The 23,679-nt window shown below is 40.2% G+C and carries 23 protein-coding genes and 1 tRNA gene; 8 read left to right on the plus strand and 16 right to left on the minus strand.

Features of this window, described 5'->3' with window-relative positions; translation table 11 throughout:
- Positions 1–402 precede the first annotated feature (402 nt).
- Positions 403–1,059 carry a tRNA (guanosine(46)-N7)-methyltransferase TrmB gene (trmB, locus tag ACLCDV_RS24865; protein ID WP_317669167.1) on the minus strand — a complete coding sequence of 219 codons (657 nt, stop codon included), beginning with the start codon at positions 1,057–1,059 and terminating at the stop codon, positions 403–405.
- Positions 1,060–1,263: 204 nt separating this feature from the next.
- Here trmB and fcl point away from each other — a divergent pair, with 204 nt between their 5' ends.
- Positions 1,264–2,205, plus strand: coding sequence for a GDP-L-fucose synthase (fcl, locus tag ACLCDV_RS24870; RefSeq protein WP_317669166.1), 942 nt, complete (start codon positions 1,264–1,266; stop codon positions 2,203–2,205).
- Positions 2,206–2,214: 9 nt separating this feature from the next.
- On the opposite strand, the gene ACLCDV_RS24875 is transcribed toward fcl, so the two are convergent.
- The 3 genes from ACLCDV_RS24875 to ACLCDV_RS24885 all read right to left on the minus strand — a co-directional run bounded on the left by ACLCDV_RS24875 (position 2,215) and on the right by ACLCDV_RS24885 (position 3,573).
- Entirely contained in the window at positions 2,215–2,715 is a 501-nt protein-coding gene (locus ACLCDV_RS24875) for a hypothetical protein (RefSeq protein ID WP_317669165.1), read from the minus strand.
- Complete coding sequence (locus ACLCDV_RS24880; protein ID WP_411972496.1) at positions 2,705–3,124, minus strand: hypothetical protein; 420 nt, start codon at positions 3,122–3,124, stop codon at positions 2,705–2,707. Before ACLCDV_RS24880 ends, ACLCDV_RS24875 begins: the two co-directional genes overlap by 11 nt.
- Before the next feature lie 179 nt (positions 3,125–3,303).
- On the minus strand, positions 3,304–3,573 hold the full coding sequence (locus tag ACLCDV_RS24885; RefSeq protein WP_075990249.1) for a YtxH domain-containing protein: 270 nt from the start codon (positions 3,571–3,573) through the stop codon (positions 3,304–3,306).
- Positions 3,574–3,807: 234 nt separating this feature from the next.
- Between ACLCDV_RS24885 and ACLCDV_RS24890 the strand changes: the two genes are divergently transcribed.
- Positions 3,808–5,352, plus strand: coding sequence for a YifB family Mg chelatase-like AAA ATPase (locus tag ACLCDV_RS24890; protein ID WP_411972497.1), 1,545 nt, complete (start codon positions 3,808–3,810; stop codon positions 5,350–5,352).
- Here ACLCDV_RS24890 and ACLCDV_RS24895 read toward each other — a convergent pair.
- From ACLCDV_RS24895 to rsfS, 4 genes are read right to left on the minus strand one after another with little or no spacing between them, the layout of a single operon-like run.
- Positions 5,349–5,972 carry a rhomboid family intramembrane serine protease gene (locus ACLCDV_RS24895; RefSeq protein ID WP_317669163.1) on the minus strand — a complete coding sequence of 208 codons (624 nt, stop codon included), beginning with the start codon at positions 5,970–5,972 and terminating at the stop codon, positions 5,349–5,351. The two genes, ACLCDV_RS24890 and ACLCDV_RS24895, sit on opposite strands and share 4 nt — an antisense overlap.
- An 8-nt stretch (positions 5,973–5,980) precedes the next feature.
- Positions 5,981–6,628 carry a lactate utilization protein gene (locus ACLCDV_RS24900; RefSeq protein WP_317669162.1) on the minus strand — a complete coding sequence of 216 codons (648 nt, stop codon included), beginning with the start codon at positions 6,626–6,628 and terminating at the stop codon, positions 5,981–5,983.
- 55 nt (positions 6,629–6,683) lie between these two features.
- Positions 6,684–8,765, minus strand: a complete 2,082-nt coding sequence (gene ftsH / locus ACLCDV_RS24905; protein WP_333577349.1) for an ATP-dependent zinc metalloprotease FtsH — start codon at positions 8,763–8,765, stop codon at positions 6,684–6,686.
- Positions 8,766–8,811: 46 nt separating this feature from the next.
- A complete protein-coding gene (gene rsfS, locus ACLCDV_RS24910; RefSeq protein WP_312335034.1) occupies positions 8,812–9,186 on the minus strand; it encodes a ribosome silencing factor in 375 nt (124 codons plus the stop codon).
- A 47-nt stretch (positions 9,187–9,233) separates the two neighbouring features.
- On the opposite strand from rsfS, the gene ACLCDV_RS24915 reads away from it, so the two are divergent.
- The 4 genes from ACLCDV_RS24915 (at position 9,234) to pfkA (ending at position 13,573) form a co-directional block, all read left to right on the plus strand.
- Positions 9,234–10,004: a biotin--[acetyl-CoA-carboxylase] ligase gene (locus ACLCDV_RS24915; RefSeq protein ID WP_411972498.1), complete on the plus strand. Its 771-nt coding sequence runs from the start codon at positions 9,234–9,236 to the stop codon at positions 10,002–10,004.
- A gap of 155 nt (positions 10,005–10,159) precedes the next feature.
- The gene (locus ACLCDV_RS24920) at positions 10,160–10,609 is read left to right on the plus strand and encodes a protein-disulfide reductase DsbD domain-containing protein (RefSeq protein ID WP_075990253.1); all 450 of its coding nucleotides are present in this window, start codon (positions 10,160–10,162) and stop codon (positions 10,607–10,609) included.
- An 86-nt stretch (positions 10,610–10,695) separates the two neighbouring features.
- Entirely contained in the window at positions 10,696–12,402 is a 1,707-nt protein-coding gene (locus tag ACLCDV_RS24925) for a protein-disulfide reductase DsbD family protein (protein ID WP_411972499.1), read from the plus strand.
- Positions 12,403–12,598: 196 nt separating this feature from the next.
- Positions 12,599–13,573 (plus strand): 6-phosphofructokinase, encoded by a 975-nt coding sequence (gene pfkA, locus ACLCDV_RS24930; protein WP_075990255.1) that lies wholly within the window; start codon positions 12,599–12,601, stop codon positions 13,571–13,573.
- A gap of 169 nt (positions 13,574–13,742) precedes the next feature.
- Here the strand turns inward: pfkA and ACLCDV_RS24935 are convergent, their stop codons facing one another.
- The 5 genes from ACLCDV_RS24935 to ACLCDV_RS24955 form a co-directional block, all read right to left on the minus strand.
- Positions 13,743–14,189, minus strand: coding sequence for a hypothetical protein (locus ACLCDV_RS24935; RefSeq protein ID WP_411972500.1), 447 nt, complete (start codon positions 14,187–14,189; stop codon positions 13,743–13,745).
- Between the two features lie 304 nt (positions 14,190–14,493).
- Positions 14,494–15,633: a redoxin domain-containing protein gene (locus tag ACLCDV_RS24940; protein WP_411972501.1), complete on the minus strand. Its 1,140-nt coding sequence runs from the start codon at positions 15,631–15,633 to the stop codon at positions 14,494–14,496.
- 74 nt (positions 15,634–15,707) lie between these two features.
- Positions 15,708–16,514: a TPM domain-containing protein gene (locus tag ACLCDV_RS24945; protein ID WP_411567693.1), complete on the minus strand. Its 807-nt coding sequence runs from the start codon at positions 16,512–16,514 to the stop codon at positions 15,708–15,710.
- Between the two features lie 157 nt (positions 16,515–16,671).
- The gene (locus ACLCDV_RS24950) at positions 16,672–17,100 is read right to left on the minus strand and encodes a TPM domain-containing protein (RefSeq protein WP_333577352.1); all 429 of its coding nucleotides are present in this window, start codon (positions 17,098–17,100) and stop codon (positions 16,672–16,674) included.
- A 155-nt stretch (positions 17,101–17,255) separates the two neighbouring features.
- Entirely contained in the window at positions 17,256–17,834 is a 579-nt protein-coding gene (locus tag ACLCDV_RS24955) for a LemA family protein (protein WP_046673163.1), read from the minus strand.
- A 165-nt stretch (positions 17,835–17,999) separates the two neighbouring features.
- Between ACLCDV_RS24955 and ACLCDV_RS24960 the strand changes: the two genes are divergently transcribed.
- Both ACLCDV_RS24960 and ACLCDV_RS24965 read left to right on the plus strand, forming a co-directional pair.
- Complete coding sequence (locus tag ACLCDV_RS24960; protein WP_411972502.1) at positions 18,000–19,544, plus strand: FAD-dependent protein; 1,545 nt, start codon at positions 18,000–18,002, stop codon at positions 19,542–19,544.
- Positions 19,545–19,603: 59 nt separating this feature from the next.
- Positions 19,604–19,676 (plus strand) — tRNA-Gly (locus tag ACLCDV_RS24965).
- Positions 19,677–19,997: 321 nt separating this feature from the next.
- Here ACLCDV_RS24965 and sufD read toward each other — a convergent pair.
- The 3 genes from sufD to sufB all read right to left on the minus strand — a co-directional run bounded on the left by sufD (position 19,998) and on the right by sufB (position 23,637).
- On the minus strand, positions 19,998–21,305 hold the full coding sequence (gene sufD / locus ACLCDV_RS24970) for a Fe-S cluster assembly protein SufD (RefSeq protein WP_317669153.1): 1,308 nt from the start codon (positions 21,303–21,305) through the stop codon (positions 19,998–20,000).
- A 59-nt stretch (positions 21,306–21,364) separates the two neighbouring features.
- Positions 21,365–22,123 carry a Fe-S cluster assembly ATPase SufC gene (gene sufC, locus ACLCDV_RS24975; RefSeq protein ID WP_046673119.1) on the minus strand — a complete coding sequence of 253 codons (759 nt, stop codon included), beginning with the start codon at positions 22,121–22,123 and terminating at the stop codon, positions 21,365–21,367.
- Between the two features lie 62 nt (positions 22,124–22,185).
- Positions 22,186–23,637, minus strand: a complete 1,452-nt coding sequence (gene sufB / locus ACLCDV_RS24980) for a Fe-S cluster assembly protein SufB (RefSeq protein WP_293900526.1) — start codon at positions 23,635–23,637, stop codon at positions 22,186–22,188.
- Positions 23,638–23,679: the final 42 nt, after the last annotated feature.

Genomic DNA, 23,679 nt, shown 5'->3' on the forward strand with positions numbered 1-23,679 from the left:
CAAAAATATATCCCTAACAAAAAGTTTGCTTTAACTTAATGTTTTCTTTTTGTTAACAATTATTTCGAATAGCATTTCTTTTAACAGCACTATTACGATTTAAAATTTTACTAAAATGCCTTGAAGTCCATTAAAAAAGGATTTTCACGCATTAGGCACGCTTTTGAAGCATTGTTTCCTTGGTTATCTTTTATTTTCAAATCGAAAATAATTAATAATACTTAAAAAACGAAATAAATCGAAATTATTTAAACATCGGAGTAAACAAAAATATAGCCGAAAAAAATAACCTTGAATCAACTGAAAACTAATAGAATACAATTAAAAAACAGTAAAACCTCATAAAAACAAAAAAAGCCTAAACTTTCGTTTAGACTTTCTATTTTAAAGTAAATTTATTCGTTATCGTTTTTCAAAACTCCACTTCACATAGTTAATGTTCTTGTCATGCGCCAAATACTTCCGTTCGTAGTATGTTTTAATGGATAAAACGTTATCAACCAAATCTGAATGATAAAGATCTACCGTCTCTTTATATTTTTTCAAATGCTGTAAATCGATCTGCTCCAATGTGTAAGCATAGAAACCATCGTTATCTGTTTTCAAATTCATCATCCCCTCAGGTTTCATAATGAATTTATAACGATCCAAAAACTTTGGCCCTGTCAACCGTTTCTTTTCACGACTATCTTGCGGTTGCGGATCTGGAAAGGTAATCCAGATTTCATCAATTTCATTTTCAGCAAAATGTTCAAGGATAGTCTCAATTTGTATCCGAAGAAAAGCAACATTCCGAATTCCATCTTCCAAAGCTGTCTTGGCCCCACGCCAAATACGATTACCTTTAAAATCGATACCGATGAAATTTTTCTCCGGAAACAATCTCGCTAGATTAACAGTATACTCTCCTTTACCACAAGCAAGCTCCAAAACAACTGGATTATTGTTACCAAATTGCTTCTCAGCCCATTTTCCTTTATATTCCTTGCCTGCGTCGAGTTGGATTACATTTTCAAAAGTAGCAACTTCAGCAAATTTACGTAGTTTGTCCTTTCCCATTTTTTAATAAATATCCCGCAAAAATAACCTTATATTCCCGCTTAAAAAAATAAAACTTATCCTTGAGCAGATACCAATACTCGTGAAATGTTCAAGAAACCAATAGACTAAAGAAATATGCACGGACAAATCGACTTCATAAGGGCGAATTATATTGCATATAAAAAGCAATTTATCTAAGTTTGCAGGAATCAATAACTTATCGTGGAGAAAGACGCTAAAATTTATATAGCAGGCCATCGCGGCATGGTCGGATCGGCAATTCATCGCAAATTATCGGAGCTTGGGTACAACAATATTGTCACACGAACATCTTCCGAATTAGATTTGCGCAACCAGCAAGCGGTCGCTGATTTTTTCGATCAGGAAAAACCGGACTATGTTTTCTTAGCTGCAGCCAAAGTTGGCGGGATCATGGCGAACAACACCTATCGCGCAGATTTTATCTACGAGAATATGGCTATACAGAATAACGTCATCAAATCTTCCTACGATAATAAGGTTAAAAAATTAATGTTCTTAGGCTCAAGCTGTATCTATCCAAAAATGGCACCACAACCTTTGAACGAAGATATGCTACTTACGGGCACACTGGAACCTACAAATGAGCCCTACGCAATCGCTAAAATCGCGGGAATAAAAATGGTAGAAGCTTTTCGGGATCAATATGGTTGTAATTATATCTCCGTTATGCCAACAAACCTTTACGGAATTAACGACAACTATCATCCACAGAATTCACATGTGTTACCGGCTTTGATCAGAAGATTTCATGAAGCTAAGATCAATAAGCTCCCTGAAGTTATTATCTGGGGAACAGGAACCCCCTTACGGGAATTTCTCTTTTCCGATGACCTGGCAGATGCCTGCGTTTTCTTAATGAATAATTACGACGAAAAACAATTTGTCAACATTGGCATTGGCGAAGATCTAAGCATTAAGGACCTCGCCGAATTGATTAAAGACGTTATTGGATACAAGGGAACTATTTCCTTCGACAGTTCAAAACCTGACGGAACACCACGAAAGCTCATGGATGTCTCAAAACTACATGCTCTGGGTTGGAAACACCAAATTAACCTTCGGAAAGGCATCCAACTAGCTTATGCGGATTTTTTGAAAAAAGAAGCAAATGCTTCCGAATAAGCGATCGCATTAGTAGGTTTCGCTATACGAAGGAATTCCGTACTCGTTGACCTCATCCTTGATGATCGTATTTTCTGCTTGAGCAGCTTTATTTTTCTTCTTTTTGGGACGGATAAATTTTGTTAACTTGCTGAGGAGACCACTGATTTTATCTTGATTGATCTGGCCTACAGCACGCTCTGACAACAGCAACATCAATGCTTTCTTGAAAACACCGGTATTTTTTAGGAACAACCTATTCATAACAAAAGGCACGCCGATACGTAAGGTCTTTGTTAACCAATCGGAATCTGGATTGCTACTTTTAGAGAACAGCTGCTGGACAATATTTACCCCCGGTATATTATCTTTTAGTGTATTGAAAAAACGTATTGGAGCCTCTATTTTATTGTTGAGCAAGGTAAATTGAGTCTTAAGATAGACTTCTTGCTCATTCTTTAAGGCTTTCAAACGGGAAATCTCAGCTTTAAGCTCGTGTAGATTACGTATTTTAGTATGTTTATTGCTCATTTGTAGCCCTTTCTCTATCAAGTTTTTCCTTATGTAAATCTTCTTCCTCCTCCTCAATCTCATCGTTCCATTTAGCCAAAAAACGGCGGATAGAAAGATCCATAAATTTGGACTCTAACATCGGCTCAAAAACCCGTATTACGACAATAATCACTAAGAAAATACCCGCCGTAGCCAAAAAACCCAAGGAATAACTTCCCAGTAATTCTCCCAGCCAAAAACATAGTGCCAAGCATAAAAAAAACAGGACAAATAACGTGAATATCAGCTTTGTCGCATCAACCACAAGGCTAGCTATCAATCGAGAAGAACGCTCAATTGTCTTTAATTTGACAAGCTTAAACTGGGAGTCAATGTACTCTTTGGTTTTTTGAAAAGTACCGCTAAGTGAAAATTTTTCTTCTTCCATGCATCTTAAAATTATTCAGGCTATTTCAGTGTCTAGTTTACAAAACGAATCCTGTTCGGCTCAACGTCCGACACTTCAGTCCGCTATCCTAAAAAGAGAACTGATATCGTAAAATCTATCCTAGAAATAGCCTGATGATATGTATTCTAAAGCAATTATCCATACGAATAATCTGCGAACTATGCATGTTCGATGATATCATCATCCAGCACTTCTTCGGTCTGATTTAATTTCCCTTTCAATGTAGAAACAATCTTTTCTTTAAAATCATTCAATTGATCAAATTGTTCTTCCGCTCTCTCACGAATAGCATCACTCAAATCGCTTAACGAATCATTGATTTTATCTCTCGTATCCGATCCCTTGTCCGGAGCAAACAAAACTCCCAAAGCTGCACCCGCAGCAAGACCTGCTAACAACGCCAAAGCTACTTTACTTGTGTCATTCATTTCTTTTTCGTTTAAAGTTCTAATTCTATTACGATGAATCTAGTCCTCGATAATAATACAATTTACAAAGCAAATCGTTTGCCAAACCCTGCATTTAATCCATTATTTACAAGAATCTACCTTTTCCAATATAATCAATTTTTGATAAATTTCGATTGACTCTCAATAATTCCCCAAACAATTATTAACGCGTTTACTTTTTTAGTATCTTTAAATCAACCCATTATAAAAATTATGCTAAATAAAACCTATTGCAGTGCTGTATATGGCATCAATGCCTGCACAATTACCGTTGAGGTAATCGTATCTACGGGCCTGCATTATTATATTGTAGGGCTTCCTGACAATGCCGTCAAAGAAAGCTTAAGACGTATCGAAAGTGCCATTACTTCCTGTCAACTTCACATGCCGCGCCAAAAGATTGTTGTCAACTTGGCACCTGCAGACATCCGCAAAGAAGGCTCTAGTTATGACTTATCCATAGCAGTCGGCATATTAGCTTCCTCCGGACAAATTATAAATAATCTTCTGGAAGATTATCTTATTTTAGGGGAATTATCCTTAGACGGTAGCATTAAGCCCATCCGCGGTGTTTTACCCATCGCATTACAAGCCCGAAAAGAAGGCTTTAAGGGCCTCATATTGCCACAAGCGAACGCTAAAGAAGCCGCTATTGTTACGGGGATTGACGTAATCGGAGTCGAAAACCTCACCCAGGTGGTTGAATTCCTAAATAATAAACTGAAAATTGCACCAACAAAAGTTGATATTCAAACTTTCTTTCAGGCCAATACAACGAATTATGATGTCGATTTTTCAGATGTTCAAGGGCAGGAAAATATCAAAAGAGCACTGGAAATTGCAGCGGCAGGTGGCCATAATCTTATTTTAATAGGTCCGCCCGGTGCCGGAAAAACAATGTTGGCAAAAAGACTACCGACGGTTCTTCCCCCGCTTACTATGAATGAATCGTTGGAAACCACCAAAATACACTCTGTATCCGGACACCTAAAAGCCAAGGACGCTCTTTTGACGGCACGACCTTTTCGTTCTCCGCATCATACAATATCCGATGTGGCTATGGTAGGAGGAGGCTCCAATCCATTACCAGGGGAGATTTCTTTATCGCATCATGGCGTACTGTTTCTGGATGAATTACCTGAATTTAAACGCAGTGTACTCGAGGTCATGCGACAGCCTCTTGAATCACGTCAGATCACCATATCAAGAGCTAAGCTGACCGTGGATTATCCGGCGAGTTTTATGCTGATTGCCGCTATGAATCCCTGTCCCTGTGGTTATTTCAATCATCCCGAAAAGGAGTGCATATGTGGCACAAACACTGTTCAACGCTACCTAAGTAAAATATCCGGACCACTTTTAGACCGGATCGACCTGCATATCGAGGTTACACCGGTATTATTTGACGAACTGAGCACGACCCGTGCCACCGAAGACAGCCGTACTGTACGAAATCGGGTCATTCAAACACGTGAAATCCAGAAACAACGTTTTAGTGACTTTTCCGACATCCATTGTAATGCACAAATGAGCACCCAATTAACGCGAGAAATATGTCAAATTGATGAGTCCGGGAGAAAATTGCTGAAAACTGCGATTGAACGTCTTAGCCTATCGGCGAGAGCATACGATAGAATACTGAAAGTTGCACGCACAATTGCTGATATGGAACGCAGCGAAACGATCGAGAACCATCATCTGGCTGAAGCGATCCAATACAGAAATTTAGACCGGGAAACCTGGGGCGGAAAATTTTAGAACTGGGCCAGACAATGCTTAATAACCCAGGGAAAACAGAGAATTGTCAGGATCAGCCCGGACAATGCACCAAAGAAATGGGCATCATGATTGATACCATCCTGCCCTTTTTTTGATGCCCACACGCAGTAAGCCAAAAACAAAAACGCAAATAAGTAAGCCGGCATAGGTATAATCATCATCACACCAATGGTCACTTTCGGATCAAAAAGAATGTAGCTGAACAGGACCGCACAGATAGCACCTGAAGCTCCCAAACTATGGTAACCCCGATTATTTTTTTGCTGAATGATCGTTGGGATATCACTCAGGATTAAACTACCGATATAGATTACAGCAAATAAAAGATGTCCATAAGGACTAGCGTCTGCAAGTATACGTTCTAAACCAAAACCAAAATAATAAAAGGTGAGCATATTAAACAACAAATGCCCCCAGTCTTTATGGATAAAACCACTTGTCAGAATAGTATACACATTTTGATTACGTGCGATACTATATGGATGTAGCATCAGCTTGCCGTAAAGCTGCTCATGTGAAAATGTATAGATACTGGTAGCGATTGTAAAAAAGAAAATAATACTCGCAACAGGCATCTCTGTTAAATAAAATAATAGCATAGTAATTCCTAGAATCGATCCTCTAAAAGTAAAACGTAAAGTTCTTTTGGCCCGTGTGCTCCCAATACCAATCTTTTTTCTATATCAGCCGTCCTGGAGGGCCCGGTCACGGTAGATATCATCGTGGGTATTTCCTGACCGTAACGCTTCTGCATATAAGCCAAAGCATCTTTCAAATCCCAAACCAATTGTGAAGCTTTGGCTATAACAATATGAATTGGGGGATATATACTCAACCTGCGCCCAGAAGCATTTGCATTACTGACCATAACGCTACCATTACGCGCAATTAGGGCCTCACAAGATGTGATACTGGCATTTGCCAATTCAAAATCTTTCTCCGTTTTCAAAAAAGGAAAACCATAAGGGCTGAGTAGATTTTGAATCCCTTGTTCCCAGGCATATATATTTTTAATCTCATTCACTTCGGTCAAAGAAATCAGGTTTTCAATGAGGCCGATCTCACCATCACAATACAGAAACTTACCCCCCGCAGCGGTCAATTCACGCACAAAAACAATATCAACCAGCTCATCCTCTTCTTTATAAAGTGCTGTTTCCTTAAAATTTGGATGTGGATTATCGTTTTTTTGTAGTAATGCCTGACGTATCCGTTTTAACATTACTTCCTTCGCAGTTGCGTTCTTCACGTTCATGGCGCAGTAAGATATAAATGCAGCGCTAGATGGCTCCAGCGCTGCAATATTCAAATTAATTCAAGTTATTTGACGGAGTTTCCGAACTACTCGCTTCGTTGGATCTGGCTTCATCTGGATGAACATCCAACGGTAAATCAGTCTGAGGTACTCCGCCTCCATCAGCACCATTCACAAACTCCTCGTACGTAGTTTTGGTTTCAAATGGACGTTTGCCTAAAATCTCTTCTAGATCGGACTGAAAAAGAATTTCTTTTTCCAATAGCTTCTCCGCGATTTTGATCAGACCTTCACGTTTGTCCAACAATAATTGCTTGGTACGTGCATAGACGTCATTAATCAAGTTGCGCACCTCCGCATCAATCAACTCTGCCGTTTTGTCAGAATATGGTTTTTGGAAAGATGCTTCTGAGCTATCTCTGAAAGAAACATTTCCAACTTTATCATTCATACCGTAGATCGCGATCATTGCATAAGAAAGCTGCGTGATGCGTTCTAAGTCATTCTGAGCTCCTGTTGAAATTCTTCCAAAAGTAATATCCTCAGCGACGCGACCACCCATAGTCATACATAAACTGTCTATCAGTTGCTCTGTCGTATATAAGAACTGCTCACGGGGAAGATATTGTGCATAACCCAAAGCAGCAACACCACGAGGTACAATAGACACTTTTACCAAAGGATCGGCGTGCTCTAAAAACCAGCCTGCAATAGCGTGCCCAGCCTCGTGATAAGCAACAATGCGTTTTTCCTCAGGGGAAATGATTTTATTCTTCTTCTCCAGCCCCCCGATCACACGATCAACTGCATCTTGAAAATCTTGCATGTCAATCTCGGGCTTATTTTTACGGGCAGCGATAAGCGCTGCCTCATTACATACATTGGCAATTTCAGCACCGGCAAAACCTGGTGTCTGTGCCGATAATTTTTTTGCATCGACCTCAGCCGATAACTTCAACGGCTTTAAATGCACTTTAAAAATTTGCTCACGCCCAATCAAATCTGGTTTATCGATCGAAATTTGACGGTCAAAACGTCCGGGACGCAACAAAGCTGTATCCAGTACATCAATACGGTTCGTCGCGGCTAAAATAATAACCCCCGAATCAGTACCAAAACCATCCATCTCCACCAATAATTGGTTCAATGTATTTTCACGTTCGTCATTACCTCCCATCATCGAGTTTTTACCACGAGCACGACCAATAGCGTCAATCTCATCGATAAAGATAATACAAGGAGCTTTCTCTTTCGCCTGTTTAAACAAGTCACGAACACGTGATGCACCAACCCCCACAAACATTTCAACAAAGTCGGATCCCGAAAGTGAGAAAAATGGCACTTGAGCCTCTCCGGCTACAGCTTTGGCTAATAAAGTCTTACCAGTCCCCGGAGGCCCTACAAGTAAAGCTCCTTTTGGAATTTTACCACCAAGATTCGTATACTTCCGTGGATTTTTTAAGAAATCCACAATTTCCATCACTTCTTGTTTTGCCTCTTCAAGACCAGCAACATCATTGAATGTAATATTGATCTGAGACTCTTTATCAAATAGCTGAGCCTTTGACTTACCAATATTGAAGATAGCGCCACCACCACCGCCGGCACCGCCACCCATACGGCGCATCAAGAAAATCCAGATCGCAGCCAACACCAACAATGGCAACATAAACGTAACAAACCAGCTTGCCCAAGGGTTGGAACGATCGTCATAAGTTAATTGGACCTTCGGTGTACCAGGCGCCAAATCCGCTTGCGAAGCAGCTAGCTTTTTCTCCAAAACATCGGGAGAGGCATCCTTAAAAATATATTGTGGTCCCTTATCTTCTTGACCGGATAAACTTGGAAGTGGATCAGCAGTTTTTGTAGCATCCTTAAAACTTGGATTATCTTTCCAGCCCTTTTTCAGATACACCTCAACCTCCACAAGATCATTCTTCTTGTAGGCAACAAGGCGCTCAACAGAGCCCGTATTTAACATGCGTGTCTCAAAATCGCTATAGCTAACTTCCTTAGCCGGGTTCTCTCCTATAACATATTGTAAGGCAAAAAAACCTAACAACACGGCAATCATAAGCCACACAAAATTGAATTTTGGTGGTTTTGGGGTCACCTTACTACTCGGGATTTTTTTCATTATATCGTAATTATATTTTCTTTATAAATTATTTTATTGAAGGCAATTAAGCGCTTTGGAAATGCTGGATCTCTGCATCTCCCCATAAATCTTCGATACCATAATGCGCTCTTTTTTCGGTCTTAAAGATATGTACAACCACATCCACAAAATCCAAAATCAACCATTCTCCATTTGATTGTCCTTCTTTAAATTGGGGTTCTTGACCAAATGCCTTATAGACCTCTTCCTCTACACTCTTTGCTATCGCATTGACCTGAATATTAGAATCGGCATGACAAATCACAAAATAATCAGAAACAGAACTGTGAAGATCTCTTAAATCCAAGCGAACGATCTCGTTTGCTTTCTTTTCTTGCATACCGTAAACGATAATTTCTGATAGACGTTGGGACAATTCTGAACTTTTATTTTTACTCATTAAAAAATATGATAGTTTTGACTTAATATTTATTTAATACTTTCAGTTTGCAAAATAACAATATTTCGGGACTTATCATCGGTCAAAATACAATATATCTTGACAAAGTCGCCTCTACAAACGATTATCTCAGGGAATTATTGTCAAATTTCAAGCCACTAGCAGAAGGAACTGCCATTTTAGCAGAAGAACAATTCCAAGGCAAGGGGCAGCGAGGAAGTTCCTGGGTGAGTGAACGAGGAAAAAACCTAACAACATCGATCCTGTTAAAGCCTCATTTCCTTCCGTTAGCGCAGCAATTCGCACTTTCAGCCACAATCGCCATCGCGACAGTCAATTGGTTAAAACGCAAAACAGAGCAAGTCGTAACAGTGAAATGGCCAAATGATATTTACGTCAACTCAAAGAAAATCACAGGCATTTTAATAGAAAATAAATTAAAAGGCAGTAAAATCGAGGCATCGATTATAGGCATCGGCGTCAATATTAATCAAATTAATTTTGACACAGCAACAACAATAACCTCGCTTGCGAGCTTAACCGGCAGAGAAGACTACAACATTAGGGACCTCGCGCATGAATTGTTTCAGGCTATCCAACAAGAGTATCAGATACTTCACGATCAAGGCCCAAAACATCAGCTAAGCCGATACAACGAATTATTGTTCTGGAAAGGCGAAGAAAAGCCATTTCTTATCGATGGCATCAAGAAAACCGGTATCATTCAACGGGTATCTGGCGAGGGGAAACTATGCGTTCTCCTGGAAGACACCCTTCGCGAATTTGATATCAAAGAAATTACACATCTTATTACCTAATCTTTACAAAAAAAGGATAGCCCATTTTAGAATTGTCAAACCTTTGTTCTAAATTTGTCAATAGCGTGATTAAACCTTTATTCACACGAAGCATCAAAGACAATAACACACTGCAATCATTGTAGCAGAAAAGGAAAAGAACAAATTAAATTCGGATGAAAAAGTTAATACTGTTAATGACTGCAGTAATTTTTGCAGTTACGGGAGCATTCGCTCAGATTCACAAACCTGTAAAATGGACTGTGGCCAGCAAAAAGTTAAATAATAAAGAAGCTGTAGTTTATGTAAAAGCTACAATCCAAAATGGATGGCACATTTATTCACAAAATGTGAAAGATGGCGGGCCAATTCCAACTTCCTTCACCTTCGCTAAAGCTGCTGATTATGCACTGGTAGGTAAAACTGCAGAGCCAAAACCAAAAGTAAAACATGAGGATGTATTCAAGATGGATGTTGGTTATTTTACAAACGAGGTAATTTTCCAACAAAAAGTAACTTTAAACAAAGGAACTGCCACAGTTAAAGGTACTGTCGAATGGCAAGCATGTGATGCATCACAATGTCTTCCTCCAGACGAATATGCTTTTGCTGTGACAATCAAATAGTAAAAATGATTCTACACGGATAAATTAATAAGGCGATTCTCATCGCCTTTTTTTATTTTTGACCATAACATCAGAAATTCATACGCATGTTAAAAAACACATTCATTCTACTTTTAATTGCTTTTTTCAGCCTTTCTCTAACTACAGCAACTTTTGCCTCAGCACAAGATAGTTTAACAAGTACAGAAGGGCTTCAATTTGAATCATCACCGGATACAGGTACCACTGTTGAAGCGGTACCTGAGGATCTAAATTTTACAGCTTCACCTGACACAATGGTTAGTCAGGATAGCAGTAAAATCGCTCCAGCTAAGGCAAACGCTTCCTCCGGGAATCAAGAATCAGGAAAAAAATCACTTTGGAGTATCTTTATCGCCGGATTAGTTGGCGGCTTCGCAGCGCTACTCATGCCTTGTATATTCCCAATGCTCCCTCTTACCGTAAGTTATTTTACAAAACAGGCCGGAAGCCGCGCAAGCGGTATCAGCAAGGCACTCCTATATGGTCTCTTCATTATTGTGATCTACGTCGCTTTAGGAATGATTATTACGATTTCCTTCGGTTCGGATGCCTTGAATGCTTTATCGACAAACGGGGTATTTAATTTCCTATTCTTCCTCTTATTGGTTGTTTTTGCCGCGTCCTTTTTTGGTGCTTTTGAAATCACGTTACCAAGTTCTTTCGTCAATAAAATGGATGCCAAATCCGACAAAGGTGGTCTTGTGGGACTTTTCTTTATGGCATTCAGCCTTTCACTGGTCTCTTTCTCCTGTACTGGCCCCATTATTGGCACCTTATTGGTCGAAGCGGCCTCGAAAGGAGAACGCTTAGGTCCAGCAGTCGGTATGCTTGGTTTTTCTATAGCTCTTGCAATTCCTTTTGGCTTATTTGCGATGTTCCCTTCGATGTTAAAATCCCTACCAAAATCAGGTGGCTGGCTAAATTCGGTGAAGGTTGTACTTGGCTTCTTAGAGCTCGCACTAGCGCTGAAATTCTTATCAAATGTAGATTTGGCTTACCATTGGAATTGGCTAGATCGAGAAGTGTTCTTATCGCTATGGATTGCTATCTTTAGTATGATGGGCTTATATCTTATTGGAAAGATCAAGTTTTCACATGACAGCGAATTAAAATTCCTCTCTGTACCGAGAACTATTCTCGCTATCATTGTATTTTCCTTCGTTATCTATATGGTACCGGGCCTATGGGGAGCTCCGCTAAAATCAATTTCAGCCTTCTTGCCACCTTCGGCAACACAGGACTTTGACCTGTCGGCAGGAATAGCAGCCGCCCCTTCACACAATGATGGTAAGGTTAAAAAATACGCGGAGATTTTTCACGAACGTGGTACACCAAAAGGATTTGATCCTTATTATGATTATGAAGAGGCTCTCGCAGCTTCAAAAGAACAGAATAAACCGGTATTAATTGATTTTACGGGCTGGAATTGTGTCAATTGCCGAAAAATGGAGGCAAATGTCTGGACTGATCCCGCGGTTGCCAAACTACTGAAGGAAGAATTTATTATGGCCGAATTGTTTGTCGATGATAAAACAGAATTACCGGCAAACGAACAATTCGTTTCAAAATATAGTGGCAAAAAAATTAAAACTATAGGTAATAAAAACAGTGATTTCCAAGCATCAGCTTTCGACAGTAATTCGCAACCACTCTATGTTATCGTCGATGCATCAGGAACAGTATTAGTTCCAAAAACGGGCGCAAACTATAATGTCGCGGAATATACTGCGTTTTTACAGAGCGGAATTGACGCCTTTAAGGCAAAAAAATAGTCTGTATACGCTGGAGATATCCGTCTTGAATGATACATGAGAAAAAGCAATTATTAAATTTGCATTATCTTTAGCTCACGCTTAGATGAATTGCACTTAAAAAAGCTATTGCTTGTTCTTAATAGCGTTATCGGCGACTTCTAATAACGGAAATATAATTGTATATACGCTTAAAAATAGCTAAGTTTGAGTACGTATGAGTAACATTAAAAAAATTGCTGTTTTGACATCTGGAGGAGATGCTCCAGGAATGAATGCTGGTATCCGCGCTGTTGTTAGAGCGGGTATCTACAATAATCTTGAAGTATTTGGCGTACGCAGAGGTTATGATGGTCTAGTTAATGGTGAGATTATCCCCATGGATGCTAAATCTGTAGCCAATATCATACAACGTGGTGGTACTATTCTAAAAACTGCGCGTAGCGAGGCCTTCAAAACTATTGAAGGACGCAAACAGGCGTATGAGAATTTGCGTAGTCATGGCATTGATGCCATGGTTGTCATTGGCGGCGACGGTACTTTTACCGGAGCATCCAAATTTATAGAAGAATTCGATTTTCCTATCATTGGGCTTCCAGGCACAATTGATAATGATTTGGCCGGCACAGACTTTACGATTGGTTATGATACAGCCATTAATACCGTTATTCAAGCTGTAGACAAAATTCGCGATACTGCTGAGTCTCATGATAGACTTTTTGTGATCGAAGTGATGGGGCGCGACTCTGGTCTTATCGCTGTTCGTTCTGGTATCAGTACCGGTGCTGAAGCAGTTCTGGTTCCTGAGTTCGAGGTAGACTATGATGCAATCATGAAAAGGCTTGACAAAAGCCGTAAAAATAAATCATCCCGCATTATTATCGTCGCTGAAGGTGACAAAGAAGGCGGAATGGTAGTTTCGGAAAAAATCAAGGAAAATTTCCCGCATTACGATGTTAGATTATCAATTTTAGGACATATTCAACGTGGCGGAAGCCCAACATGCATGGACCGCGTGCTAGCCAGCAGGCTTGGAGTTGCATCTGTGGAGGCCTTATTACAAGGTCGCAGAGGTGAAATGGCCGGACTGATTTGCAGTGAAGTAAGATTCACTCCTTTTAAAAGCGCGATCAAACATAACGTAAAAATGAATGAAGATCTGCTTCGTATTATTGAGATCCTTTCTTTGTAAGTGATATAAGTTATTGTTAACACAATAAAAAACGAGTATACACGGTGAAGTATACTCGTTTTTTTATGTCTTCCTTTTCTTGACTTCCCAAAATTTTCTAATCAAAACCAGGGACCTAATCTGCCTTGCTAGATAAAAGGCTTAATAGCACCTTATCCAACAAGATCACCTATTTAAGCAAATTATTGAGGTACTCTTCAGATACCGGAGGCAGCTGAATGGCTTGGCCTACCTTCGCCATCGAGTCAGCAAAGTGATTCGTGTTGCTGATCGCCTGTTCATACGCCTTAACAACCTGTTCCGATAAGTGCAACACTTTAGGATCTTTGAGATCAACTCGGTATTGATTATTTTCCAGTGTAACGTGCTGATAAAAACGATATGCTGCAGCTTTTAACTGGCCCAGCTCCTGTTGCGACAACTGATCGATCCGGGCATTAGGCGGCAACTTAACATCGATAAATGTCGTGTCTTTAGCCAATTGATCAATAGCATGATCTAAAGGAATGGCATGCAAAGCCTCTAAATTGACAACGGGAATCCCCTTATCTTGGTCGCCACTACAGGAAGCAACCACCGTTCCCAAAAACATACCCAAAATTGCTACTTTCTTCATCTTTATAATTTTTAAATCCATCATAGCGCGCGCTCCATTAATTAATCTTTTTTAAAACCCCATTACCCAATATCCCCTAGTCCAGCTGTATATGAGGATATAGTAATTTCATGCGCTCATTTGCCATCGCAGCAGGCGAAGTTAGCAAATTCATTCAATGTTTAGCAGTCGTCACGCTATTCGCCTTTCAGAGTTGTCAATTGGTAGCGGCGCTAAAAAAGAAACCCCTAATTGCACACTCACCTTACATGAGTTTAACAATTAGGGGTCTATTTTAAATGCCTAATGGCAATAAATGATCAATTTATTTCAGCAATTCAGCTAACTTAGCTTCCAAAGCCTCACCTCTTAAATTTGATGCGACAATTTTACCTGAAGGATCGATTAAGAAATTTTGCGGAATACCACGTACTTCGTACAACTTGACCGGAGCCGATTTCCAGCCCTGTAGGTCCGAAACGTGTGGCCATTGTTGTAAATTATCATCATGGATTGCTTTTAGCCATGCCTCTTTTTTACCAGGATTGTCTAAAGAAACACCAAATACGGTAAATCCTTTCTCCTTAAATTTATTGAAAGCCGCAACGACATTCGGGTTTTCGTGGCGACAAGGACTACACCAGCTTGCCCAAAAATCCAACAGGACATATTTACCTCTTAATGAAGACAATGAAATATTTTTTCCTGTTGTATCAGGCAATGTAAAGTCAGGCGCAACAGAACCAACTGCCACTGCTTTCAATTTCTGGATACGCTCAGCCAATTCCTTCCCTTTTTCAGAATTTTTCAATTCAGGAGACAATTTCTCAAAAGAAGTCACATATTCATTGACGTTCTCACCGCTGACATTCTCAGATAGCAAATCCAACGTGGACCAGCTTTTTGGATTTTTGTTAATAAATTCAGCATCTGCTTTTTCCATTTTTTCGGAAATCTCACCAGCCTGTTTTTGCAAACCTTCGATGAATTTAGGATCCTGTTTTTGAGTCTCCGAAGCCGAGTAATATTGTTGGTTCAACGCCTCGAACGCATCTGTATGAGGTTTCACAAAAGCCTTGTACTGCGTCAGATCATCATTGAGCGCTGTACCCGAGACCGTTGCATTTTTGAATCCTTTGGTTGCATCGACTTTGATCACTCCTTTCGAAAGATACAGCTGTGCTGTTTCAGGCTGCTTTTGACTATTTCTAAGTTCAGCGAAAGATAAGCCTTCCGGTGAATAGATCATCATACCCTTAGTTGGCGAAGCCACTTGTCCATTGAATTTAAACTCACCTTTTACGACCATGGCAGAATCTGTCTGACGAGTTCCGTTAGCCGGATATTGCATAAACACTTTCGCTTTGTCTGACGTCGTGTTTACCTTTCCTGTAACTGTGTAGCTTTCTTGTGCCATTAACAAGGCTGGTAAAAAGCTTAAACCCATTAATATTCCCTTTTTCATAATTATATACTTCCCATAAATGTAAAACATTTCCGTTTCACTGTCGTCCTATTTAACATTATTTAGCAAAGTTGTTACCAACGTCCTGAAGCACCGCCACCGCCAAAATCACCGCCACCGAAACCGCCAAAACCGCCACCTGAGCCGCCGCCGAAGCCACCGCCGCCACCTCGGCCGCCACCGCCGCCAAGACCATTCAGCAATGTCCACCAAAAGATATCAGAAGCGCCACGTCCATTCATCACACGACCGCCACCACCGCCACCGCGGCCACCACGATTGGAGAAAATAACAATCAAGAATATCACAATAATAATCACAAACATCACCGAGCCTGATCCCTTTCCTTTCGGTTGTTTTGGATCCGCTTTGTATTCGCCTTTTGTGTAGGAAATTAAGGAACTTGTCGCATCGTCGACTCCCTTGTAGTAATCTCCCTGACGAAAAGCCGGCTTGATATCATTTTCAATAATACGATAGGCAATAGCATCGGGGACAGCCCCTTCTATACCATAACCTGTTTGAATAGTTACCGCACGATCTCCCAGGGCTACCAACAACAGAATACCGTTATTATACTTTTTATTCCCAATACCCCATTTTTTCGCTAAACGGACTGCATAATCAGAAATATCATAGCCGCCGGTAGAATTCATCATAACCACAGCAATTTGCGTAGATGCGGAATCCTCAAATGCCAATAGCTTCTGCTCCAATAATTCCTTCTGACTTGCTGTCAATGTGTTTGTATAATCATTGACAAGTCTGTTTGATGTTTCTGGGAAATCTTGACCCAATACTGTGGCTATCGACAGCATAAAAAGCAACATAGCCATAGCAGGGATTCGAATCCGGGAAAATAATCTCGATACAAATTTCATCCTATTATTCTCTTTTATTCATTTTTATTTGCCTTAAGCAGTCTTCATGCTTCTAATGGCGTTCCGTGAATCCCGAAGTCGGGTTTATCACAATTTTTATCAATCTATTTGCGAGACAGGCAATAGCAGCTCGGGGTTCTTGCTGTTCACTTAACAATTAACGGTCTCCAAAAACAATATCATTTGGAAGCTCATTGATGTCATCGTGTTCACGCGGAAAGAATTTTGCCAATTGTTTACCCGCATGCTCGATCCCCTTGACCAAGCCCTCAACAATACGGTTCACCCGAAACTCCGCCACCATAAGATCTTTGGTACTGTTCCAAAAATCACTTTCTACACGTTGGTGGATTCCCTTATCGCCGATAATGGAAAATTTATGATCCTCAAGCGCGATATAGATAAGAACACCGTTTTTCAACGTGGTCTTATGCATGCCCAATTTGGAAAAATAATAGGTTGCACGATCATGTACCTCATCGGGGCAATGATTTTCTACCACTACACGAATCTCACCAGAAGTCTCGTTTTCAGCCACATTAATGGCGTGAACGATCTTCTCTTGTTCTTCAGAATTTAATGCCATAGTCTGTATACGTTTGCACTCCAAGACCAGATTACCAGACGGTTATTCCAGATTCAAAGTATCTAAAACTAGTTAAAACACGATAAAAAAATGGATGATGTGCTTCTACGAAAGCCGCATCATCCATCGTCCTGTTCATTACTAACAATTTACTATTAGAATGATACCGTTGGCGCTTTATCCGAACCTGGGGCTGCAGTAAATGTACCTTTCGCCTTAAATCCGAACATACCCGCCATTAAATTATTCGGGAAACTACGTACGGTGGTATTATATTGCTGTACCGCTTCATTGTAAGATCTACGTTCTGTTGAAATACGATTTTCAGTACCTTCCAACTGCGCCTGTAATTCCAGGAAGTTCTGATTCGCCTTCAAATCAGGATAAGCTTCAACCGACGCCAAAAGACGGCTCAACGAACCGCTGAATTCATCCTGAACTTTTTGAAACTTGGCAATATTCTCCTCAGACAAATCGTCGGCATTAATCGTCACCGAAGTTGCTTTAGCTCTTGCCTCTACAACGGCCGTCAATGTACTTTCTTCGTGTTTTGCCGCTCCTTTTACCGTATTAACCAAATTTGGAACTAGATCCGCACGACGTTGATACGCATTTTCAACTTGTGCCCATTTTCCTTTCACATTCTCATCTTGTGAGACCATCGTATTGTAGCCACAGGAGTTTAATGATACTAATGCAAATAAACCACATAGGGCGACCAAAAATCTTTTAATTTTCATTGTTCAAAGAATTAAATACTATTCAAATTATACGGTTACACTATCAAAGCATATACCAAGCTCTTACTAAGATAAGAATATTTTTATTTCCAAATCTCCAAATAGCCAATATTCATTAACTTTGTGTCGGTTTTGGGATAAAAACCCAGCCCTCATACTATGCAAAAAGAAATCGAAATTGCGATACTTCCAGAAAGGATCGAGGACGAACAGTACATTATACAGCAGGGCATAAAAGCTTTACGCGTTCAACCCCAGCAAATCAAAGGTTATAAAATCCGGAAACGTTCGATTGATGCCCGAAGCAAACAGGTGGTCTACCGGGCAAGGGTTATCTACTATATCGATGAACTGCCTGTTCCTGAAATCTATTCGAATAATTTCAAATCCGTTAAAGACGGAAAACCAGTGATTATTATTGGTGCAGGCCCTGCCGGCATATTTGCGGCTATCCGCTGCATTGAGCGTGGGCTCAAACCAATTGTAATCGAACGCGGTAAGAAAGTACAGGACCGTAGACGCGATCTCGCAAAGCTGAACCGGGAAGGCATCGTAAATCCCGAATCAAACTACTGTTTTGGTGAAGGTGGAGCCGGAACTTACTCCGACGGGAAACTATATACACGTTCCAATAAAAGAGGTGATGTAGACAAAGTGCTCAATCTTTTTGTCTCCCATGGTGCTACGACAGATATTCTAGTCAATGCACGGCCACATATTGGTACAAATAAACTACCGCATATTATTGAAGCAATGCGTGAGAGTGTTCTTGAATTTGGGGGTGAATTTCATTTTGACCAACGTGTCGACGACATTTTAGAATCTTTCGGTCATGTGCGCGGCGTCAAGTTAGCCAGTGGCGAAGAAATTAAGGCCGATCATGTCATCGTAGCAACAGGACACTCTGCACGGGACATCTTTGAGCTTTTTCACCGTAATAATTGGCTGATCGAGGCCAAAGCCTTTGCATTGGGTGTTCGCATCGAACATCCGCAGTCAATCATTGATCAGGCGCAATACCATTGTCAGGTTAGAAGCGAGCATTTACCCCCTGCATATTATAGTTTGGTTGAACAGGTTAATGACCGTGGGGTATTTTCATTCTGCATGTGCCCGGGTGGCGTTATCGCTCCCTGTGCAACAGATGTGGATGAAATCGTTGTCAACGGATGGTCTCCATCCAAACGAAATAATCCGCACGCCAATTCAGGTACCGTCATTCAGATTAACCTTGAAGACGTTGCCAATGCACATAAGGATCCTTTTGCATTACTTAATTTTCAAAAAGAGATCGAGCGAAAGGCTTTTGCTATAGGTGGTGGTAAACTTGTTGCTCCCGCACAACGTATGGTCGACTTTGTCGAAGGGCGTGTATCGATGGATCTGCCAGAAAACTCCTACAAACCCGGAACAGCTTCTGCAGATCTCACCGAAGTGCTACCTGCTTTCGTTCATGAAGCATTACGCGGTGCACTGCCCATCTTTGGCAAAAAGATGAAAGGGTATTATACCAATGAAGCAATTTTGGTTGGTGTAGAATCACGGACATCTTCACCAATTCGGATTCCTCGAAATAAAGAAGATTTACAACACCCTCAGGTCAAAGGACTTTACCCTTGTGGTGAGGGTGCAGGTTATGCCGGAGGCATCATTTCAGCGGCTATAGACGGTATTAATTGTGTTGATGCAATCAATTTAAGTTAACATTTTTTGTTTTTTCTCTTGCAGAATACGAATAAATGCCTTACTTTTGTAACATCAACGCGAAAGTAGCTCAGTTGGTAGAGCACAACCTTGCCAAGGTTGGGGTCGCGAGTTCGAATCTCGTCTTTCGCTCTAAAAAAGCTTCCAAAATTTGGAAGCTTTTTCTGTTTTATAGCATAATTTATACTTTCTTTCTTGCCAGCCTTCTAATTGGACCATTGAAAAAAGATAATACCCCAATATCCTAATATAAAGAGGCCCTCCTATCTATTCATCGATAGAGGTCTTAAAAAGAAAAAAAAGCGAACACGCTATAAAACCCAAGGTTTATAAGCGTAAGTTGTATATAAAGACATGTACATGGTCGTACAAAAGATACAATTGTTTCTATAAAAAATGGCGTTCACCGCATCGGTAAACGCCATCTTAAAAGCTATATAATCCTAAATGGATTTAATTTGTTCTCAGGCTTTCTTCTACAAGCTCTTCCACATATTTGCGAACAACCTCATTAGAGAAACGTGTAGTTACGTCAAATGCAAATGCATGTACCAACAGGATGCGGGCAGACTCTTCACCAATTCCTCTTGCTCTCAAATAAAATAAGGCTTCATTATCAAACTGGCCGATGGTACATCCGTGTGAACATTTTACGTCATCTGCAAAGATCTCCAATTGCGGTTTGGTATAAACCGCCGAATTGTCTGACATCAACATATTATTGTTCTGCTGAAAAGCATTTGTTTTTTGAGCATCCTCACGCACAAAGATTTTTCCATTGAAAACTGCAACGGATTTGTCCTGTGTAATATTTTTATACCATTCGTAAGACTCACAATGTGGCTTAAGGTGGTCTACGATGGTATGATTATCGACCAATTGATCACCTGCTGTTAAATTGATTCCATATAAATGGCTCTCCACATGCGCTGCATCCAAGCGAACATTGATATTGTTACGGATAAACGAGGCGCCAGGAAAATTACAGTTGTAATTATTATAAAGACTATCTTTTTCTTGATATACCTCTGTATGATTAAAGTAACGGCTTACAGATTCTGCGAGCTGCAAATAATAATGTTGTACTTTAGCGTTCTCTTTGACGATAATCTCAGAGACCTTATTGTGCACATTATTTGCGGTACCTTCTGCAGTGATAAAGCTTTCGATCAATTCAAGTTCTGCATTTGGTTCGACAACGATCAAATTACGTGTTTGTGCAAAGAAATCCTCTTTCCCTGTAGCGACATGAATAATCTGTATTGGTTTATCAAGTACAACTCCCTTTTTCAAATGGATAAAAACACCATTTGTAAAAGCAGCCGTATTCAATGCGACCATAATATTGTCTGACTTGTCCGCATATTTCGCAAAATGGCTCTCGAATGCAGGCTCTGAAGTGGCTTCATCCATTGGAATAACCGACAGTCCCTTCACATTTTCTAATTCACTTACTGCTAAAACATACTGACCATTCACCAAGATAATGCGGTAAGCATCCAACTGAGGAATCTCTCCTGCACTAAAGTCTAAGCCTTCGATATCCACATCGACATCAAGCGCATATGGCTTATTGATAATACTGTGGATGTTTGTATATTTCCATTCTTCATTCTTAACGGTGGGAAAGCCTGCTGCTTCGAAACGGTCGAATGCAAGTTGGCGGGCCGCCACGAAAAACGAAGGTTCGTCTGAAACGCCTTGCTCTTTGAAAGCTCCCAACACTTGTTGAAGTAATGATTCTGAAACTAATGTACTCATGTTATTTTTTAATCAAATCGCCAAAATTCTCTTCCAATCCTATTTACTCAGGTAAAAGATTAGGCGTTTTGTGTATCATATTCTTTTAACCAATCGTATCCTTTTTCTTCGAGCTCCAAAGCCAATTCTTTAGGTCCCGATTTCACGATACGGCCATTGTACAATACGTGAACAAAATCTGGAACGATATAATCCAACAAACGTTGGTAGTGTGTAATAACAATAAAAGCATTGTCTTTAGAGCGCAATTGATTCACGCCATTTGCAACGATACGAAGGGCATCGATATCCAAACCAGAATCTGTCTCATCCAAAATAGATAATTTCGGGTTCAACATCGCTAATTGAAAAATTTCGTTACGCTTTTTCTCACCACCGGAAAATCCTTCATTTAAAGAGCGGTTAGCCAAATTAGCCGAAAATTCAACCAATTTTTGCTTATCTTTTACCATTTGTAAAAATTCCTTCGCTTCCATTGGAGGAAGGCCTTTATATTCACGAATATCATTTACAGCTGTTTTCAAGAAATTGATATTCGATACGCCCGGAATCTCAACAGGATATTGAAAAGCCAAAAACAGCCCTTCACGTGCGCGGTCCTCAGGTGAAAGATCCAATAAATCTACACCGTCCAATAGTGCAGAACCTTCACTTACTTCATAGGATTCACGTCCGGCTAATACATTACCTAATGTACTTTTACCAGCACCATTTGGTCCCATAATCGCATGAACTTCTCCAGCTTTTACTTCTAGGTTTAACCCTTTTAATATTTGTTTGTCTTCTACAGACGCATGTAAATTTTTAATGCTTAACATTTTATTCGTATTGAGTATGGTGTAATGTAGCGTCATAAACTACATTCCCAATGATTTTTTATCTATCCTACTGAACCTTCTAATGAAATTGCCAATAATTTTTGAGCCTCTACAGCAAACTCCATCGGCAATTGATTTAATACTTCCTTTGCATACCCGTTGACAATTAAACCAACAGCTTTCTCAGAATCGATACCACGTTGATTCAAATAGAATACTTGGTCCTCACCGATTTTGGAAGTAGTCGCCTCATGCTCTAATTTGGCTGTCTTATTTCTATTTTCGATATAAGGGAATGTATGTGCCCCACATTTATCACCGATCAATAAGGAGTCACATTGGGTAAAGTTACGTGAGTTGTCTGCATTTGGACCGATTTTCACCAAACCTCTATAACTGTTGTGGCTCTTACCGGCAGAAATACCTTTAGAAATAATTTTAGATTTCGTGTTTTTACCCAAATGAACCATCTTCGTTCCTGTATCAGCTACCTGATGATTACGCGTCATGGCTACAGAGTAAAACTCGCCAATAGAGTTATCACCCTTTAAAATCACACCAGGGTATTTCCATGTAATTGCAGAACCAGTTTCTACCTGTGTCCAGGAGATTTTACTGTTATCACCCTTACAGATTCCACGCTTGGTTACAAAGTTATAAATACCACCTTTTCCATCTTTATCACCAGGGTACCAGTTTTGCACGGTAGAATATTTAATATCAGCATCGCGTTCGGCAATCAATTCTACTACCGCTGCATGCAGCTGGTTTTCATCACGCATAGGTGCAGTACATCCCTCCAAATAAGAAACATAAGCTCCCTCATCGGCAATGATCAACGTGCGTTCAAATTGTCCGGTATTCTGTGCATTGATACGGAAGTAGGTCGATAATTCCATTGGACATCTAACCCCTTTTGGAACATAAACAAAGGATCCATCCGAAAATACTGCAGAATTCAACGCCGCATAAATGTTATCCGTCTGTGGAACCACTGTACCCAAATATTTTTTCACCAGGTCAGGATGCTCTTGCACGGCCTCACCAAATGAACAGAAAATAACACCTTGTTCTTTTAATTTCTCACGAAACGTTGTTTTGACAGATACCGAGTCAAAGACAGCATCTACCGCCACAACTCCTGCCAATATTTTTTGCTCATCCAAAGGAATACCCAATTTTTCAAAGGTAGCAATCAACTCAGGGTCAACTTCATCCATCGAATTAAGCTGTGGTTTTGCTTTTGGGGCTGCATAGTAGGAAATCTCTTGAAAATCGATTTCAGGAGCTTTGAAATTCTGCCAAGTAGGCATTCTTAACGTCAAGAAATGACGGAAAGCTTTTAACCTCCATTCCAATAGCCATTCAGGTTCATTCTTTTTTGCCGAAATAAAACGAACCGTATCCTCAGTAAGGCCTTTGGCTGCAATTTCCATTTCGATATCTGTCGTGAACCCGTATTTATATTCTTCGAGCTCCAGCTCTTTTAACAAATCGTCGTCTTTAGTACTCATATTGCGCTCTCACGGTTTAACTAATTTGGGAGGGCTTCACCT

The organism is Sphingobacterium sp. Lzh-3, from assembly GCF_046764375.1.
Lineage (GTDB): Bacteria > Bacteroidota > Bacteroidia > Sphingobacteriales > Sphingobacteriaceae > Sphingobacterium.

Excerpts from the sequence above, each read along its gene's own strand:
- trmB (WP_317669167.1), bottom strand. The coding sequence starts at position 1,059 with ATGGGAAAGGACAAACTACGTAAATTTGCTGAAGTTGCTACTTTTGAA.
- ACLCDV_RS24875 (WP_317669165.1), bottom strand. The coding sequence starts at position 2,715 with ATGAGCAATAAACATACTAAAATACGTAATCTACACGAGCTTAAAGCT.
- ACLCDV_RS24880 (WP_411972496.1), bottom strand. The coding sequence starts at position 3,124 with ATGGAAGAAGAAAAATTTTCACTTAGCGGTACTTTTCAAAAAACCAAA.
- ACLCDV_RS24885 (WP_075990249.1), bottom strand. The coding sequence starts at position 3,573 with ATGAATGACACAAGTAAAGTAGCTTTGGCGTTGTTAGCAGGTCTTGCT.
- ACLCDV_RS24890 (WP_411972497.1), top strand. The coding sequence starts at position 3,808 with ATGCTAAATAAAACCTATTGCAGTGCTGTATATGGCATCAATGCCTGC.
- ACLCDV_RS24895 (WP_317669163.1), bottom strand. The coding sequence starts at position 5,972 with ATGCTATTATTTTATTTAACAGAGATGCCTGTTGCGAGTATTATTTTC.
- ACLCDV_RS24900 (WP_317669162.1), bottom strand. The coding sequence starts at position 6,628 with ATGAACGTGAAGAACGCAACTGCGAAGGAAGTAATGTTAAAACGGATA.
- ftsH (WP_333577349.1), bottom strand. The coding sequence starts at position 8,765 with ATGAAAAAAATCCCGAGTAGTAAGGTGACCCCAAAACCACCAAAATTC.
- rsfS (WP_312335034.1), bottom strand. The coding sequence starts at position 9,186 with ATGAGTAAAAATAAAAGTTCAGAATTGTCCCAACGTCTATCAGAAATT.
- ACLCDV_RS24920 (WP_075990253.1), top strand. The coding sequence starts at position 10,160 with ATGAAAAAGTTAATACTGTTAATGACTGCAGTAATTTTTGCAGTTACG.
- ACLCDV_RS24925 (WP_411972499.1), top strand. The coding sequence starts at position 10,696 with ATGTTAAAAAACACATTCATTCTACTTTTAATTGCTTTTTTCAGCCTT.
- pfkA (WP_075990255.1), top strand. The coding sequence starts at position 12,599 with ATGAGTAACATTAAAAAAATTGCTGTTTTGACATCTGGAGGAGATGCT.
- ACLCDV_RS24935 (WP_411972500.1), bottom strand. The coding sequence starts at position 14,189 with ATGAAGAAAGTAGCAATTTTGGGTATGTTTTTGGGAACGGTGGTTGCT.
- ACLCDV_RS24940 (WP_411972501.1), bottom strand. The coding sequence starts at position 15,633 with ATGAAAAAGGGAATATTAATGGGTTTAAGCTTTTTACCAGCCTTGTTA.
- ACLCDV_RS24945 (WP_411567693.1), bottom strand. The coding sequence starts at position 16,514 with ATGAAATTTGTATCGAGATTATTTTCCCGGATTCGAATCCCTGCTATG.
- ACLCDV_RS24950 (WP_333577352.1), bottom strand. The coding sequence starts at position 17,100 with ATGGCATTAAATTCTGAAGAACAAGAGAAGATCGTTCACGCCATTAAT.
- ACLCDV_RS24960 (WP_411972502.1), top strand. The coding sequence starts at position 18,000 with ATGCAAAAAGAAATCGAAATTGCGATACTTCCAGAAAGGATCGAGGAC.
- sufD (WP_317669153.1), bottom strand. The coding sequence starts at position 21,305 with ATGAGTACATTAGTTTCAGAATCATTACTTCAACAAGTGTTGGGAGCT.
- sufC (WP_046673119.1), bottom strand. The coding sequence starts at position 22,123 with ATGTTAAGCATTAAAAATTTACATGCGTCTGTAGAAGACAAACAAATA.
- sufB (WP_293900526.1), bottom strand. The coding sequence starts at position 23,637 with ATGAGTACTAAAGACGACGATTTGTTAAAAGAGCTGGAGCTCGAAGAA.